Source organism: Halomonas denitrificans (assembly GCA_019800895.1).
Lineage (GTDB): Bacteria > Pseudomonadota > Gammaproteobacteria > Xanthomonadales > Wenzhouxiangellaceae.
This window is the reverse complement of record JAHVKF010000004.1, coordinates 132572-148401: the sequence shown is the minus strand read 5'-3', so window position 1 is coordinate 148401 and position 15830 is coordinate 132572. Positions and strand designations below refer to the sequence as shown.

Annotated in this window: 15 protein-coding genes; all 15 read right to left on the bottom strand. The window is 67.7% G+C overall.

Features of this window, described 5'->3' with window-relative positions:
• Window positions 1–41: 41 nt before the first annotated feature.
• Complete coding sequence (locus KUV67_13820; GenBank protein ID MBY6205964.1) at window positions 42–1997, bottom strand: acetoacetate--CoA ligase; 1956 nt, start codon at window positions 1995–1997, stop codon at window positions 42–44.
• Between the two features lie 85 nt (window positions 1998–2082).
• On the bottom strand, window positions 2083–3876 hold the full coding sequence (gene ptsP, locus KUV67_13815; protein MBY6205963.1) for a phosphoenolpyruvate--protein phosphotransferase: 1794 nt from the start codon (window positions 3874–3876) through the stop codon (window positions 2083–2085).
• The gene (locus tag KUV67_13810; protein ID MBY6205962.1) at window positions 3873–4142 is read right to left on the bottom strand and encodes an HPr family phosphocarrier protein; all 270 of its coding nucleotides are present in this window, start codon (window positions 4140–4142) and stop codon (window positions 3873–3875) included. The genes ptsP and KUV67_13810 overlap by 4 nt, the downstream gene beginning before the upstream one ends.
• Window positions 4139–4558, bottom strand: coding sequence for a hypothetical protein (locus KUV67_13805; GenBank protein MBY6205961.1), 420 nt, complete (start codon window positions 4556–4558; stop codon window positions 4139–4141). The genes KUV67_13810 and KUV67_13805 overlap by 4 nt, the downstream gene beginning before the upstream one ends.
• Window positions 4555–5403 carry an RNase adapter RapZ gene (gene rapZ, locus KUV67_13800; GenBank protein MBY6205960.1) on the bottom strand — a complete coding sequence of 283 codons (849 nt, stop codon included), beginning with the start codon at window positions 5401–5403 and terminating at the stop codon, window positions 4555–4557. The genes KUV67_13805 and rapZ overlap by 4 nt, the downstream gene beginning before the upstream one ends.
• A 17-nt stretch (window positions 5404–5420) precedes the next feature.
• A complete protein-coding gene (gene hprK / locus KUV67_13795; protein MBY6205959.1) occupies window positions 5421–6371 on the bottom strand; it encodes an HPr(Ser) kinase/phosphatase in 951 nt (316 codons plus the stop codon).
• The gene (locus KUV67_13790; GenBank protein ID MBY6205958.1) at window positions 6368–6820 is read right to left on the bottom strand and encodes a PTS sugar transporter subunit IIA; all 453 of its coding nucleotides are present in this window, start codon (window positions 6818–6820) and stop codon (window positions 6368–6370) included. The genes hprK and KUV67_13790 overlap by 4 nt, the downstream gene beginning before the upstream one ends.
• Window positions 6821–6869: 49 nt before the next feature.
• A complete protein-coding gene (gene raiA, locus KUV67_13785; GenBank protein MBY6205957.1) occupies window positions 6870–7193 on the bottom strand; it encodes a ribosome-associated translation inhibitor RaiA in 324 nt (107 codons plus the stop codon).
• A gap of 93 nt (window positions 7194–7286) precedes the next feature.
• On the bottom strand, window positions 7287–8765 hold the full coding sequence (locus KUV67_13780) for an RNA polymerase factor sigma-54 (GenBank protein ID MBY6205956.1): 1479 nt from the start codon (window positions 8763–8765) through the stop codon (window positions 7287–7289).
• Between the two features lie 60 nt (window positions 8766–8825).
• A complete protein-coding gene (locus KUV67_13775) occupies window positions 8826–9635 on the bottom strand; it encodes a glycosyltransferase (protein MBY6205955.1) in 810 nt (269 codons plus the stop codon).
• Window positions 9632–10834, bottom strand: coding sequence for an ABC transporter ATP-binding protein (locus KUV67_13770; GenBank protein ID MBY6205954.1), 1203 nt, complete (start codon window positions 10832–10834; stop codon window positions 9632–9634). The genes KUV67_13775 and KUV67_13770 overlap by 4 nt, the downstream gene beginning before the upstream one ends.
• On the bottom strand, window positions 10831–11586 hold the full coding sequence (locus tag KUV67_13765) for an ABC transporter permease (protein ID MBY6205953.1): 756 nt from the start codon (window positions 11584–11586) through the stop codon (window positions 10831–10833). Before KUV67_13765 ends, KUV67_13770 begins: the two co-directional genes overlap by 4 nt.
• Before the next feature lie 396 nt (window positions 11587–11982).
• Complete coding sequence (locus KUV67_13760) at window positions 11983–12912, bottom strand: peptidylprolyl isomerase (GenBank protein MBY6205952.1); 930 nt, start codon at window positions 12910–12912, stop codon at window positions 11983–11985.
• Window positions 12913–12920: 8 nt separating this feature from the next.
• Window positions 12921–13991 (bottom strand): hypothetical protein, encoded by a 1071-nt coding sequence (locus KUV67_13755; GenBank protein MBY6205951.1) that lies wholly within the window; start codon window positions 13989–13991, stop codon window positions 12921–12923.
• A gap of 216 nt (window positions 13992–14207) precedes the next feature.
• Window positions 14208–15740: a hypothetical protein gene (locus KUV67_13750; GenBank protein ID MBY6205950.1), complete on the bottom strand. Its 1533-nt coding sequence runs from the start codon at window positions 15738–15740 to the stop codon at window positions 14208–14210.
• Window positions 15741–15830: the final 90 nt, after the last annotated feature.

Sequence of the window (15830 nt, the reverse complement as noted above, 5' to 3'; positions counted from 1 at the left end):
GTTTGTGCCGGCGTCGGCATTCACCGATGCCGCCACGACGCTCAGTCGCGCAGCTCGGGCCGATCGCGGAAGTGCTCCAGCGCCTCCGGATTGGCCAACGCCGAGGTGTTCTTGACTTCCCGTCCGTGGATGACGTCGCGGACCGCCAGTTCGGTGATCTTGCCGGAGACCGTGCGCGGCAGTTCGGGCACGGCGAGGACCTTCGCGGGCACGTGGCGCGGGGTCGTGTTCTCGCGGACCCGGGTGCGGATCTTCGAGATCAGCGCTTCATCAAGTTCCACCCCGTCGCGCAGCACCACGAACAATACGACCCGCACATCGCCGTCGTGGTCCTGACCGACACAGAGCGACTCCAGCACCTCGTCGAGCTTCTCGACCTGGCGATAAATCTCGGCGGTGCCGATCCGGACCCCGCCGGGATTCAGCGTGGCATCGGAACGGCCGTAGATCACCACCCCGCCCTTCGGCGTCAGGCGCGCGTAATCGCCATGGCTCCAGACGCCGTCGAACTTGTCGAAGTAGGCCGCGCGGTAACGGGCGCCGTCGGGGTCGTTCCAGAACCCCACCGGCATGCACGGGAACGGTCGTGAGCAGGTCAGTTCTCCGGTCTCACCGACGACCACATCGCCGTCGTCGTCGCGGATCTCCACCTGCATGCCGAGGCCCCGGCACTGCAGTTCGCCGACGCGGACCGGCAGCAGCGGGTTGCCCAGCGCGAAGCAGGAGACGATGTCGGTGCCGCCGGAGATCGAGCTGAGCTGGACATCCTGCTTGATGTCGCGATAGACGTACTCGAAGGATTCCGGCAGGAGGGGCGAGCCGGTGGACAGGATCGCGCGAAGCTGTTCGAGCCGATGGGATTCGCGCGGCTTGATACCGGCCTTGTCGCAGGCCGCGATCCACTTCGCGCTGGTACCGAAGACCGCGATGCCGAGCTCGTCGGCCAGGTCCCAGAGCCGGTTCCCGTCCGGATGGAACGGCGAGCCGTCGTAGAGCACGAGCGTCGATCCGACGGCCAGGCCGGAGACCAGCCAGTTCCACATCATCCAACCGCAGGTGGTGAAGTAGAAGAAGCGGTCGTCGCGCCTGAGGTCGGTGTGCAGCAGCAACTCCTTCAGGTGCTGGAGCAGCGTACCGCCGGCGCCGTGGACGATGCACTTCGGCACCCCGGTGGTGCCCGAGGAATACAGGATGTAGAGCGGATGGTCGAAGGGCAGCTGCTCGAACTCGAGGGGCCCCGCGTCGATGTCGATCCAGTCTGCCCAGGTCATCGCGGGCCGGCCCGCCGATGCGGGATCGACGCCCGGCTCCGCGTGCGGCACGATCACGACCTGCTCGACCGTCGGCAGCTCCGGCAGGAGCTCGCGGACGCGGGCCATGCAATCGTGGGTCTTGCCGTTGTAGCGGTATGCGGCGGCGACGATGAGTACGCGGGGCTCGATCTGGCCGAAGCGGTCGAGCACGCCGCGCACACCGAAATCGGGCGAGCAGGACGACCAGACGGCACCCACCGCTGCGGCGCCGAGCATCGCGATGACCGTTTCGGGCAGGTTGGGCAGGTAGCCGGCGACCCGGTCGCCGGGTTCGATGCCCAGCGCCCGCAGTCTGGCCGCCACCGCCGCGACCTGGCCATTCAGTTCGCGCCAGCTCAGGGATCGACGATCTTCGGGCTGCTCGCCGGCGAACTCGATCGCGATGCCGTCGTCCGCCCGGCGCAGCAGGTTTTCGGCAAAGTTCAGGCGCGCGTCGGGAAACCAGCGCGTGCCGGGCATCGCAGGCCAGTTCTCGGTCACCCGATCGCCGCGCGAGGCGGCCCGGACATCGCCGAACTCCCAGACCGCCCGCCAGAATTCCTCGGGCTGCTCGATCGAGAACCGGTACAAGCTGGCCGCATCGGTCACCGCGGGATCGAATCCCCGTGCGATGCGTTCGATGAAGCGGGTCAGGTGGGCGGACTGCGCGCGTTCGGCGGACGGCCGCCAGATCGGATCGGACATGCGAGGACTCGTTGCGAGGTCGAAATCGATCTGGAAGCTTACCGAACCGCGCCGCTGGTCGTCACCTGCACTTTCGGCCAGCGGCTCAGCGCGAGGTCCTGCGGCCCGGCGAGCGCCCCGTGGTTCGACCCGGAGCGCGGCGTGGCGCGCCGCTCGCCAGGCGATCGAGCAACGCGCCGACCGTATCGCTCTCGTCCTCCCGCAGAAACGCTTCGACCTCGTCGTGGCACGCCGCGGCATCGAGGCCCGTCAGCGCCGCCTTGACCGCCGCCAGCTGCCCCGGCGGCATGCTGAACTCGCGCACGCCCAGACCCATCAACAACGCCACGTAGCGCGGATCGCCAGCCATTTCCCCGCAGACCTGAACCGGCCGCTGGTGGCGCGCGGCACCCTCGACCACGCCGGCGATCAGGTCGATCACTGCGCGGCTGGCCGGGTCGAACAGGTGACTGACCCGCTCGTCCTGGCGGTCGACCGCGAGCACGTACTGGACCAGGTCGTTGGTGCCGATGGACAGGAAGTCCAGCGACGCGGCGAAGCGCTCGGCCTGCAGGGCCGCAGCCGGTGTCTCGATCATGCCGCCGATCTGCAGTTCCGGGTCGACGGCAACGCCCTCCCCCTCCAGCTGCTGCCGAACCGCCGCGATGCGCTCGCGCGCGGCGGACAGCTCGTCGAGCCGGGTCAGCATCGGCAGCAACACCCGTACCGGGCCGTGCTGGGACGCCCGCAGGATGGCGCGCAGCTGGTTCTCGAACAATTCGGACAGGGCCAGCGACATGCGGACTCCGCGCAGGCCCAGGGCGGGATTGGGCCCGGCGAAGCGGGTCAGCGAGGCCGGCAGCTTGTCGCCCCCTGCGTCCAGCGTGCGAATCGTCAGCGGCCGCCCGTCCAACGCCGCCAGCGCATCGCGGAAGGCCTCGTACTGGCGTTGTTCGTCAGGGACCTCATCGCCGCTGAACAGGAACTCCGTGCGCATCAGGCCGATGCCCGTCACGCCGGCGATCACGCAGCGCTCGATCTCCGGGACCTGCTCGGCGTTGCCGAACAACCGGAACCGCCGACCGTCGCGGGTTCGGTCCGGTTCGGCGAGAAAGCGCGCCAGCTGTCGGCGTTTGCGGGCGACCAGCTTCAGCTTGTCGCCGTAGTGGGCATGCAGGCTCTCGTCCCGGGTCGCCAGCACCGCGCTGTAATGACTGTCGATGATCACCGGCTCGCCTTCGCGCAACACCCGCATCGCGCGGCGCACGGCCATCACGGTCGGAATGCCGTAGGCCCGCGCGAGAATCGCGCTGTGTGACCAGGGCCCGCCGTGCTCGGTGATCAGGCCGGCCACACCCCGTTGCTGCAGCAGCACGACCTCGGCCGGGCTGAGCGATTCGGCCAGCACCACGGTGCCGTCCAGCGCTGCTGGCGTCCGCTCGGCCAGCAACCCGCTGCCGGCCTGGCGCAGCTCGCGCTGGAGCAGGCCGACCACCTGGTCCAGGTCTTCACGACGCAGCGCCAGGTACTCGTCTTCCATCTGCTCGAACTGCCTTCGCAGCGCTGCGGCCTGACGGTCCAGCGCCCATTCCGCATTGATGCCGTCGGCCCGGATTCGCGCGATCGCTTCGCCGACCAGCGCATCGTCCCGGATCATCATCCGGTGCATCTGGAGAAGGTCCGAGGCCGGTCCGCGCGTGTCTCCCGAAAGGTCGCGCTCCATGTCCTCCAGCGCCCTCTCCGACGACCGACTGGCTGCTTCCAGCCGATGCACCTGGGTGTCGATCTCGTCGCCCTCGACGTGATACTCCGGCAGCTCGAGTTCCCCCCGGCTCAGCAGATGGATCCGGCCGACGGCAATGCCGTCGGAGACGCCGGTGCCGCTCAGGGCGAGGATCACTGCTCTTCCCCGAAGCGATCGGCAACCAGGGCTTCGAGCGCATCGCAGGCGGCCTGCTCGCCGTCGCCGTCGCACTCGAGAACCAGTTCGCTGCCGCAGGGGGCCGCCAGCATCAGCACACCCATGATGGACTTGGCGTTGACCCGGCGGCCGTCCCGCTCCAGCCACACGTCACAGGGGTGCGCCGCGGCCGCCTGGACCAGGCGGCTTGCTGCCCGCGCGTGCAGACCGAGCCGGTTGACCAGCGTGACCTCCCGCCGGATCACGGCTTCTCTCCGGAGCCTTCGGTCCGCGACCGATCGGCGGCCGATCGCTCGATGGCGCGCAGACCGCCGGCCGCCACCATCCGGGCCAGTTCGGCCGGCTCCGTGTCGGCATGGTTCACCCCCCGGAGCAGCATCGGCAGGTTGACGCCGGTCACCACCTCCAGCCCCCGCGAACCGGCAAGCTTGACCGAGAGATTGTGCGGCGTTGCCCCGGGCAGGTCGGTCAGCAGCACCGCCGGCCCCCGATCGAGCTGCTCGTCGAGCCAGCGCGCGAGATCGGCCTCGATCCGCTCCAGGGTCTGTTCGAAGAAGAAATCGAAGGCCTCGCAGCCCGCTTCGGGGCCGACGATCTCGCGTGCGACCCGGACCAGCGCCGCGGCCAGGCCCGAATGGCCGACCACCAGGCAGCGGGTCACTGCTGCAACTCCCGGTGATGGGTCGTCACGGCCAGGCCGTTCTCGCGCCAGCGCGTCGCCAGCTCGTCGACCAGGTAGACCGAGCGGTGCCGCCCCCCGGTGCAGCCGATGGCGACCGTCAGGTGACTGCGCTGCTGTTCGGCCCAGGCCGGCAGCCAGCGGCGGACGAAGCCGTCGACGTCGTCGAGAAACTCGCCGACGACCGGCTCGGACTGCAGGTAGTCGCGCACCGGGCGCTCCAGCCCCGTCGCACTGCGAAGGCCCGGCTGCCAGTGCGGATTGGGCAGGCAGCGCGCGTCGAAGACAAGGTCGACGTCGCGCGGAACGCCCTGCTTGAACGCAAAGGACTCGAGCACGAGGTGCGAAACCTGCGACCGCCGGCCCGCTTCGACCAGGTCCCAGATCCTTCGCCTCAACTGGTGCAGGTTCATCGTGCTCGTGTCGATGACCGGTTCGGCATGATCGCGCAGAGGCGCGAGCAGCTGTCGCTCGCGTTCGATCGCCTGGGCCAGCGTCCGCTGGTCGGCCAGGGGGTGGCGGCGACGGGTCTCGGAATAGCGCCGCAGCAGAACCTCGTCGTCGGCCTCCACGAACACCAGTTCGACCGCGAAGGGCATGGCCTGGAGCACGTCGGGCAGGTCAGCGATCGCATCGATGCCGGCGCGGGCGTCCAGCCCCACCGCCAGGCGTCCGAAGCGTTCGGGGGACCCATCGATCTGTTCGGCCAGGGCCGGCAGCAGGGCCGCCGGCAGGTTGTCGACGCAGTAGAACCCCTGGTCTTCGAGCGCGTTCAGCGCCACGGACTTTCCACCGCCGGACAGTCCGCTGATCACGATCACCCGCACGGCGTCGCTCGCGTCGTTCACGGCTCGGGCTCGCGGCCCAGCAGGCGGCCGTGGCGCTCGATGAAGTCGGCCGTGGCGTCGAAGCCCTTGAGCTGCAGCATGAAGTTTCGCACCGCGGCCTCGGCAATGACGGCAAGGTTGCGGCCCGGCAGCACCGGCAGGAGAATCCGCGGAATGTCCATGTCCAGCACGGGCGCCGAGTCCGAACGGCCGGCCAGCCGGTCGACCGAGCTCTCGTCGCCGGGCTGCGGCTGGTGCAGGTGAAGGATCAGCCGAAGGAACTTGTTGGTCTTGACCGCCGCATCGCCGAACATCCGGCGGACATTGAGCACCCCGAGCCCGCGGACTTCGAGGCAGTCCTGCAGCGCCTCGGGGCAGGTGCCGTCGATGATGTCGGGCGTCATCTGGGTGAACTCGGGGCTGTCGTCGGCGATCAGGCGATGGCCGCGAGTGATCAGCTCCAGCGCCAGCTCGCTCTTTCCCGCGCCGGGATCGCCGGTGATCAGCACCCCGATGGTGAAGATTTCCATGAACACGCCGTGGACCACCTCGCGGTGGGCCAGCGCGCGGGCAACCTCGTACTGCAGCGTCGAGACCAGCTCCCAGGCCGGCCGCGGCGAGCGCAGCACGGGCGTGGCGCTGTCGCCGGCCAGTTCCTCGAGGTCGTCGCCGACTTCACCGCCGCCGGCAACCACCAGGGCGGCCGGCCGCATCGAGCAGATTTCGGCAATCGTCTCCCAGCGCTGCCGGGCGTCGAGCTTGTCGAGCCACTCCTGCTCCTCGGCACCGAGGACCTGGACCTGGTTGGGATGGATGAGGTTCAGGAACCCGACCAGCGACGGTCGCGCCCGGAACGACGCCACCGACAGGGTGCGTCGGCGCGCTTCGCGGCGTCCGCAGACCCAGTGCAGTTCCAGCCGCTCGCCGAGGCGCTCCACCAGTTCGGAGACGGCGAGCGTCTGGCTCACGGGTCCTGCTCGTCGAGCACGCGCAGCAGTTCGTCGGAGGTTTCCAGCGTTCGCAGGCGCTCGCGCTGGTCCGGGTCGGAGAACAATTCGGCGATACCGGCCAGCAGCTTCAAATGCGCTTCGCTGCAACTCGACGGTACGGCCAGGGCAAAGAACAGGTCGACCGGCTCGGCGTCCGGGCTGTCGAAATCGATCGGGCGCTTCAGACGAAGCAGTGCGCCGACGGCGCCGGGCTGGTCGACCCGGCAGTGCGGAATCGCCACCCCGTGACCGAGACCCGTCGAGCCCAATCGCTCCCGCTGGCACAGGCCCTGGAAGATATCGCGACCGGGAGCGGCGTCGGGTGCACTGCCGAGCAGGGCGGCCGCCTGCTCGAGCAGCGACTTCTTGCTCGAGATCGTCTGGTCCAGCGAGACGCGGTCCAGCACGAGCAGATCTGCAAGTCGCATGATGGGGCGTTCGGTTCGGGGTCGAGCGGGTCGGAGCGCTGGCTGGTGATCAGCCGGCTTCGGCGCGGCGCTCGTGGCGATGGTGGTCGGTGACCTTCTGCTTGTGTCGACGAACCTGGCGGTCCAGCTTGTCGACGAGCAGGTCGATGGCGGCGTACATGTCCTCGGCATCGGCGTCGGCGTGGATGTCCTGCGGACGCCCGCCGACGCTGACGGTGCCCTCCGCGAAGTGCTGGACGCGCTCCAGCCGGAGAACGATGTGCGCGGAGATCAGGTTGTCGAAGTGACGGTGCAGGCGCTCCAGCTTCTCGGAAACATAGGCGCGCATGGCCTGGGTGACTTCCACGTTCTGTCCGCTGACTTCGATCTGCATGATGATCTCCTTTCGATGATCCGAGGGCCGACTGCGCACGCGGCGCGGAGGCCGACCCGAGGAGTGCAATGGTATACCAGTCGCGGGCCGTCTTCAGCCCGCCCCACCGCGAAGCCGTGCGTCGCGACGCCGCCGGGCCGAGTTCGGGATGCCGAGCTGTTCGCGGTACTTCGCGACCGTCCGGCGGGCCAGCAGCAGCCCGTCTTCGGCGAGACGGTCGACCAGCGCCTGGTCCGATAGCGGCCGGCCCGGGGGCTCTTCGGCGATCAGGCGCTCCAGCCGGGCCTTGACGGCTGTCGCCGACACCGGACGGCCGTCGCGGGTCGGGATGGCGACCGAGAAGAAGTACTTCAGTTCGAAGGTACCGCGCGGCGTATGCATGTATTTTCCCGTCGTGGCCCGCGAAACCGTCGATTCGTGCACCTCGACGCGCTCGGCCACCTCTTTCTGCAGCAGCGGCTGCATGCCGACATCACCGTGCTCGAGAAAGCCCTCCTGGTGCGCGACGATGGTCTCGGCCACCGAACGGAGCGTGTGATTGCGCAGTTCCAGGCTCGAGATCAGCCACTGGGCCTCTTTCAGCCGGTCCTTCAGGTAGCTCTTGTCGTCACCGAGGGTCTTCTTGATCAGCTTGACGTACTCGTCGTTCAACCGCAGCCTCGGGTCGTTGTCGCGGTTCAGGCGGACTTGCCAGCCGCCGTCGGCCGGGAACACGTAGACGTCGGGCACCAGGTAGTTCTCGTCGTCGCGCCCGTAGCGCAGCCCGGGTCGTGGGTCCAGCCGCCGGATGACCGCCAGAGCGCCCTCGACGTCCTCGACCTCGAACCCCGTCCGGCGCGCGAGAAGGGCGGCATCGAGATCGCCCAGGTCGTCGAGGCAATGGTCGATCAGGTGCTGGGCCAGGCCGCGGTGCGGCGTCTCCGACGGCAGGGTCCGCAGCTGGATCGCCAGGCACTCCTTCAGGTCCCGGGCGGCGACTCCGACCGGCTCGAAGTGCTGCACGCGCTCGAGCACGGCGGCGATCTCGTCGATCGAGACCAGCCATTCGGGGGCCAGCGACGCGCGCAGCGTCGCCAGATCGTCGGCGAGGTAGCCGTTGTCGCGCAGGGCGTAGATGATCGCCCGGGCGATCGCCTCGTCCTGTTCGGAGAAATGGGCCAGATTGGCCTGCCACAGCAGGTGATGGGTCAGCGACTCGTCGTCCGGGTCGCTGATGAAGCGGTCGTAATCCGGCGCTTCGCCGACCTCGGAGAACCCTTCGGGCAGGTCGTTCCAATCGTAGTCGTCGAAGTCCCGGGAAGAATCGGCGCCTTCGTCTCCCGAGGCGTCGGCGGACGCTTCGTCGGCGCCGTACTCGGACTCGGCCGCGCCCTGCTCGCCAGCGCTGCGGTCGTCCGCATCCGGCGCCCCGTCGGCATCGAGTTCGAGCAGCGGGTTGGATTCCAGCGCCTGCTCGATGTGTTCACGCAATTCGAGCCGGTTGAGCTGCAGCAGCGCGATCGCCTGGCGCAGCTGCGGGGCCAGTTTGAGCTTCTGGCCGAGCTTGAGCTTGAGTCCGGTCTGCAGTGCCATGCCTGCATTGTAGGGCAAGAATCGCCGCGCCCCGCCGGGCCCCGGCGCGCCGATGGCCGGTCAGAGGTGAGCGAGCACGCGCTGGCGAGGCCCGGCCAGCGGATCGGAGCGGATGAAGGCCATGACCCGATCGAGGTAGTCGGGATGCAGCCCCAGCAAGCGCTGCATCGATGCCTCGCCGGGGGCCAGTCCGAGCGGACCGAAGCTGGCCTGCCCATGGTGCGCCACGAACGCCGAATCGCAGAGCACGTGGCGCCATCCGGCGCGGGTCGCTCGCATGCACCAGTCGTTTTCTTCCCCGTAGCCCCGGCCGAAGGTCTCGGCATCGAACGACCCGATCTGCTCGAGGCAGGCCCGGCGGAGGAACATGCAGAAACCGACCGCGGTCGGCAGGTCCGGATAGCACGGCTCGACGGCCGCGCAGGCGGCCGCCCAGCGCTCGACGTCGTCCGGCACCGGCGCCGCCTCGCAGAAGGTCGGCAGGGAAACGATTTCCCCGTTGTTGGTCCACGGCGTGACCGACGCGATCGCGGGATCGGAGGCCGCGCAGCGCCGGATTCGCTCCAGCCAGTTGCCGGCCGGAACCGTGTCCGAATTCAAGAGCACCACGTCGTCGGAAGCGGCGCGCTGCATGCCGAGGTTCACGGTGCCGACGAAACCGAGGTTGCGCGGATTCCGCTCCACGGCCCAGGCCGGATCACAGGCCGCGTCGAGAATGCCCTCGATGGCCGGGTCCGTTGACGCGTCGTCGATGACCAGGACCCGGGCCGGGTCGCCGTCCAGCGTTCGGCGCAGCGCACGCAGGCAGCGCCGGGTCTCGTCCGGCGCGTTGAACACCGGCACGATGACGGTCAGGCCGGGAGGACTCACGGCTCCGGCGACTCGGCCGTGCGCCAGCGATGCGGCAGGGTGACGAGGCCCAGCGAACGACTGCGCCCGGAGACCGAGAATTCGCGCTCCAGCGTGTCCTGCAGGCGGAGCCCTTCCGGGTCCATGGCGTGCGCACGGACCACGTAGCTGCCCGGAAGCAGCGCCAGGTCATCGAAATCGATACCGATCGTGTAGCGCCCGTCCGCGCGGCGCTCGAGCTCGACGCCGTCGTGGTCCGAGGCGACGCCGAAGACCGGCGTGCCGTCGGCCCGTACGATGCCGACCAGGGCCTGGGGCGCGCGATCGTCGGGCGAACGAAGCGCAAGGTCGACGGTAAGCGTCTCTCCGGCGGCGAGGTGGACCGGCCCGTCGTCGCGGCGAGGACCGAGTTCCAGCGCATCGACACGATAGCGGGCGCCGTCGGCCCGCTTTCGCCCGGACTTGTCGCGTGCCTCTGCATCGCGCCGCTCGTGCCAGGCGAGGTAGCCCTGGGTGACGTCGAACACGTCGCCCCAGGCACGCGCCCGCCCGTGCTCGAGCCACAACGCGTGCCGGCACAGCTTCTGCACCTGATACATGTTGTGCGACACCATCAGCAGCGTGCCGCCGTCGGCAAGGTAGCGCTCGATCCAGCGGATGCACTTCTTCTGGAACGACTCGTCGCCGACGGCGAGCACCTCGTCGGTGATCAGCAGGTCGGGACGGACCGAGGCGACCACGGCAAAGCCGAGTCGGACGACCATGCCCGAGGAGTAGGTCTTGATCGGTTCGTGAATCGCCTCGCCGATATCGGCGAAGGAGAGAATGTCGTCCATCCGCTCTTCGACGTCGCTCCGTGACAGGCCGAGAAAGGCGGCGTTCATCCTGAGGTTTTCCAGCCCGGTGGATTCGGGCTCGAAGCCCGCGCCGAGTTCGAGCAGCGCGGCGATCGACCCGCGTCGCTCGATCTCGCCCTCGCTCGGGGCCAGTACGCCGGTGATCAACTTGAGCAGGGTCGACTTTCCCGCCCCGTTGGCACCGATGATGCCGACCGATTCACCGGGCAGGACCTCGAAATCGATGTCGCTCAGGACCCGCTTGTCGCCTTGCGTGGTCCCGGAGCGCAGGATCTGCAGTACGGCGCGCCATCGGTGGCTGCCCGGCCCGCGGGAGGGGTAGGCCTTGCCGACGCCGGAAACGCGCAGCAGCGGCGCCGTCACAGGTAGTCCTCGAAGTACGGCGCCAGCCTGCGGAAGAACGAGCGCCCGAGCAGAAACGCACCCCCGCCGACGGCCAGCATGATCCAGGTCGAGCGGCCGGGCAGGAGGGCGCCCTCCAGCAGCGCAGCCCGGAGGTCGTTCATCAGGCCGGCCACGGGATTGAGCAGCCACAGGTCCTGCCAGTTCTCGGGCAGCATTTGCGGCGCATAGAGAATCGGGGTCAGGAAGAACCAGAACATCAGGAGCGTGGGCAGCAGGGTCTCGAGGTCGCGGAAGAACGGCCGCAGTCCGGCCGCGATGAAGCCGAGGCCTGCGGCCAGGCCGTACAGCGCAGCCAGCGTCACCAGCGCGGCAGGCAGGCCGCGCCAGGTCAGGTCGACGCCGAACAGCGGCAGCGCAAGCAGAACGGCGAGATAGCCGAGACACTGGAGCAGGAAAGCGGTGGTGGCATTGCTCAGCGCCAGCAGTTCGCGCGGGAGAGCGACCTTCGCGATCAGGTTGGCATGCTCCGGCATGCTCGCGGTGGCGCGCAGGATCGCGTCCTGGAACGCCAGCCAGGGCCACATCGCGATCGCCAGCCAGGCGACGAAGGGGATGTCCATGCCCTCGGGCACCCGCGCCCGGAAGATCACCCCGAACACCACGGCATACACGCCAAGCAGCATCAGCGGCGTGAGAACCGTCCACAGCCAGCCGGAACGGCTGCCGACGAACCGGGTCCGCAGGTCGCGGCGAATGAGTTCGATCAGCATCGGAAACGGCTACCTGGGCTGGAATCCTGGCCTATGGAGTGCTCGAGATCGATCGGGCCGACACAGCCGACCTTCGGACGGCAGGACCGACCTGTCGCCGGTTCATGGTCAGCGCCCTGCTGCCGATCCCCGGTCATCGTATACCCGATCGTGTCTGCGTGCCGACCGATCCCGCCGTTCGAGCGTCGGAACCTTCGCTCCTCGGGACCGGCCATCGACCTGCAGATCTTCTCGCTCTCCGCGCTCCCGCAGCGCGGGACGGCCCGGCATCGGGTCGCGGTGGCGGATTCGACGAAACGCGGCCGACGGGAGCCAGCGTCGCCGGAGCAGTCGCTCGGGCGGGTTAGCGGAACGGCGGGCGTCGGGATGGCAGCCGCGGGGCCGGCCGCCGCTCACTCACTCGAAGGGATAACGTTCCAGCACTTCGGCGACGCCGCCTTCTACGATTTCCAGGTCCTGCGCGTAGTACGACCGCAACAGCCGCTCCACGATCTCCTGGGCATGCTGCTGGCGAGCTTCTTCACGCAGCTGATCGGCGACTTCCTCGAAGTCGCGGATCCGCTCGGACTGGCGGTCGTGGAGCACGACGACGTGCCAGCCGTAGCCCGACTCGACCAGTTCGACGTCACCGGGCTCGAGCGCGGCCAGGCCGACGCGGAACCGCTCGTCGAGGCGGGCCGTTTCGATCTCGTCGAAGCGGCCGCGGTTGTTGACCACACTCGGATCATCGGAGTGCTCGGCCGCCAGCTCGGCGAAATCCTCACCGCTCTCGATCCGTTCGAGCAGTTCGGCGGCGCGCGCCCGGGGATCCGGGTGGTTGGCGATGAGCAGGTGCGAGAAGCTGACTGTCGGTTCGGCCGTGAAGCGGTCGCGATCCAGCTGGTAGAGCTCGCGGGCCTGGTCGGTGTAGTCGTCGAGCGACTGTTCCGCGATGATCCGGTCACGGTATCGCTCCGCCAACCAGGTCGAGACCATCAGGTAGAGCTCGGCCTCGACGAGTTCATCGTCGAGCGCACCCTCGGCGATCGCCCGATCGGCAAAAGTGCGGATCTGCAGCTGGTCCTCGATCAGTTTCTCTAGCCGGGCCGGCCCGTTGACCACGTCGGGTCGGGCGTCTTCCGGGATCGCCTGGAGGCGGGCATCGAGCTCGAGGTGGGTCAGCCGCGCCTCACCCCGTCGGGCCAGCACGGAGCTCGAAAAATCGATGTCCAGCGAGCGCTGGACATCTTCGGCGAAGGTGGGGCCCGGTAGCACGGGCCCCAGCAACATCAAAACGCCGGACAGCAGGAGCGGCCCACCGAACGATGGGTTCTGGAAGCGCGACATCGGCAGCCTCAGTTCGCGGTGACGAGGTCGCCACAATCGGCCGGACGGGCGGTTCCCGGCGGAATGTCACACTGCCACTGGAACGGCGGCTGCGAGATGGTCGTATGCAGCGCGTTCAGGTAGTAGGTGGTGTTCGGCTCGAGCTCGCACTCGTTGAACAGACCGCTTGCGGTAGTGACCTCCCAGTTGATGCCGCCGTTGGTGATCAGCTTCTTGCAGTCGCTGTCTTCCTGGTCGAGGAAGTCGCCCGGGCACTGGCTGAAGGTCACCAGCGTCTGACCGAAGTTGAAGGAGCTCTGTGGATTGTTCAGCTCGAATCGACCCGAAGTGCCCGTCGGCACGCCGGCGGTCGTAAACTCCAGGCTGATGTACTGGTCGCGCTGGGTCTTCCAGTAGGGCGAACCGCTATCCGGGAACGGACCACCGAACACGTCGCCCCAGGTCAGCGTCGGATCACTGAAATTCTGGTTGAAGATGTTGGACAACGCGGTCGTGTCCTGCGTCAGACCGGCCGGCGGCACGCGACCTTCGTCGATACAGTTCTGCGGTCCGCCGCCCCCGCCCGACACCACGGTGAAGCTCACCTGACGCGTATCGGTGACCGGGCCGTTTTCGCACAGCAGGTCGGCGATGTAGTCGTCGGGCGACAGGCTGCCCGTGTTCACCGACTGGTTGCCCTGCGGCAGCTTGCCGGTGCTGTTCCAGGTGGTACCGGTCAGGCCCGAGCCGGTGCATTCCCACGCACCGCGCGAGTTCCAGCTGAAGCTGACGTTGCCGCCCTGGCTGACCGAAGTCGGCGAGGCGCTGAACGACGTGATGTCGACCTGGACGTCATCGCAGTTCGCGGTACCGGTGCAGGCCTGCGGGTCCAGTGGCGTGGCCGTCAGGTTGCCGGTCACCGGATCGACCTGGACGCTGGTGCCGTCCTGCAGGACGATTTCGGTGTTGGTGTCGTTGTTCAGCAGGATGCTGGACGACTGCGCAATCGCCACGTTCGCACCGCCCGTGCCGATCACGGCGGCGAGTGCTGCGGCGATGGCAGCGGGAAGAGCGGCGGCCAGGGGGCGTTGTGTAGTCATGGGATGTCCGTTCATGAAATCTATTTGAACCTCAGAGGTGGCTTTGGACACGGACTGTGTCGTGCCTTCGTTTCGCCATTTTACGACAGCGGAAATTAAGAAAGGTTTAAGTGGGTTACGCCACTCCCGAAAAGGGAAAGGGCCGCCCGGAGGCAGCCCTTTCGTTGTTCGCAGTCGGGGCCGGAGGCCGACCCGGACTGTGGATCCAACCGTCCCTTACGGGCTCGGCGGGACGAACGCCTGCAGGTCACGGCTACCGCGGTGCTTGAACGTGCCACCGTAGTTGGCCAGGACGGTGCCACCGCCCAGCGTGCCGTTCGAGTAGGTGTTCACCCAGAAGCCGATCGTCGGCAGGCCGAGGTACTCGACCAGGCTGCCGGTGCTCGGATCCGAAGCCGGACGCGTCGCGTTGTCGAACGAGAAGCGCACCCAACCATCGGTGAAGCCGGAATCCAGGACCGGGAAGGTCGTGAAGCGCGGCTCAGCCAGGATTTCGGTCGCGTCCGGAGCCGAGGCACCGTCGGCGAAACGAATCACGTTGGCCTCGTAGCACAGCTCGAAGTCGTTCGGGCCGGGGCCGTCGGGCGGCGGCGGCGAAACGATCGGGCCGATGATGACCGGGTTGGCCGGAGCTTCTTCACGATCCCAGAATTCGAAGTCGACGACTTCGCAGGCGCCGTCCGGACCCCAGGTGGAGGTGAACGGAGCGACCGGCGTGGTGTCGATGGCGAATTCCGGATCCACGTAGAAACGCTTGGTCGGGAAGTTGACGACCCACTCGGACTGAGCGTTGATCGACGGATCCACGACGTATTCGTTCATGACCGTGTTGTACAGGACCGTAGCGGAGACAGCTTCGACCGGATCCGTCCACTGACGGGTGTCGACGACACCGCCGATGAAGACGTTCGAGACGTCGTCGCCGGAGTTCAGGTTCGGGAAGATGGAACCCGGATCGGTGTGCAGGATACGACCCTGGACGAAACCGTCGATGGCGTCAGCGGTGTAGCTGAACATCGTGCCCGACGGGACGTTGATGATCGAAGCTGCGCCGAACAGGCCGCCGCTCGGGGGCTCGTGGTCGACGTCCTGGTCGACAACCCAGTAACCGTCCGAAGCACCGACCGAGGTCCATGCGCCGACCAGCTGGGCGCAGTCGGCCGGACGCGGCAGTTCGCCGGAGCCGTCGCCTGCGTCGGTCAGGACGTGGGTGGCCGCGGTTGCGGAACCGTTGGTCAGGTCGACCAGCGTACCCATTTCGATGACTTCGATGTAACCGGAAGCCGTACGCTCGATTTCCTGCGGGCCACCGTCACCGGCATAGCCGAACGACAGGAAGTCCTGCTGGCCGAGACGATCGGCTTCGGTTTCGCCGGCTGCCAGCGTGTCGTTACCGAAGAAGTACGGAACGGTGCAGGACGAATCCGGGATCAGGATCTGGCCGCCGCCGGCGTCGGTTGCCGTGATGGCAGCGACCCAGACGTCGTAGGCAGACATGTAGAGGTTGAAGTCAAGAACTTCGCGAGAGTTCAGGGCTTCCAGGAAGCGGACTTTGACCGACTTCGCGTTGTCAGTGGTGTTGACAATCGAAATCAGCGTGTCGTTATCGCCGCGGGCGGAATAGTACGGGTACAGGAGGACCTGACCGAGGCCGTCCGGGTTCAGGTTCACAGCGTTGGAAACGCTGACCATCCCCGCAACGCCCGTCAGACCTGCGAGTACCGCAGTCGTCAAGGTCTTTCTTTTCATTACAACACTCCTAGGTTTTTACACAGGGCTCTGCATTGAGCAATTTCTGATCATAACGGGCAGCAACGACCCAGAATCAGATTTTGCCAG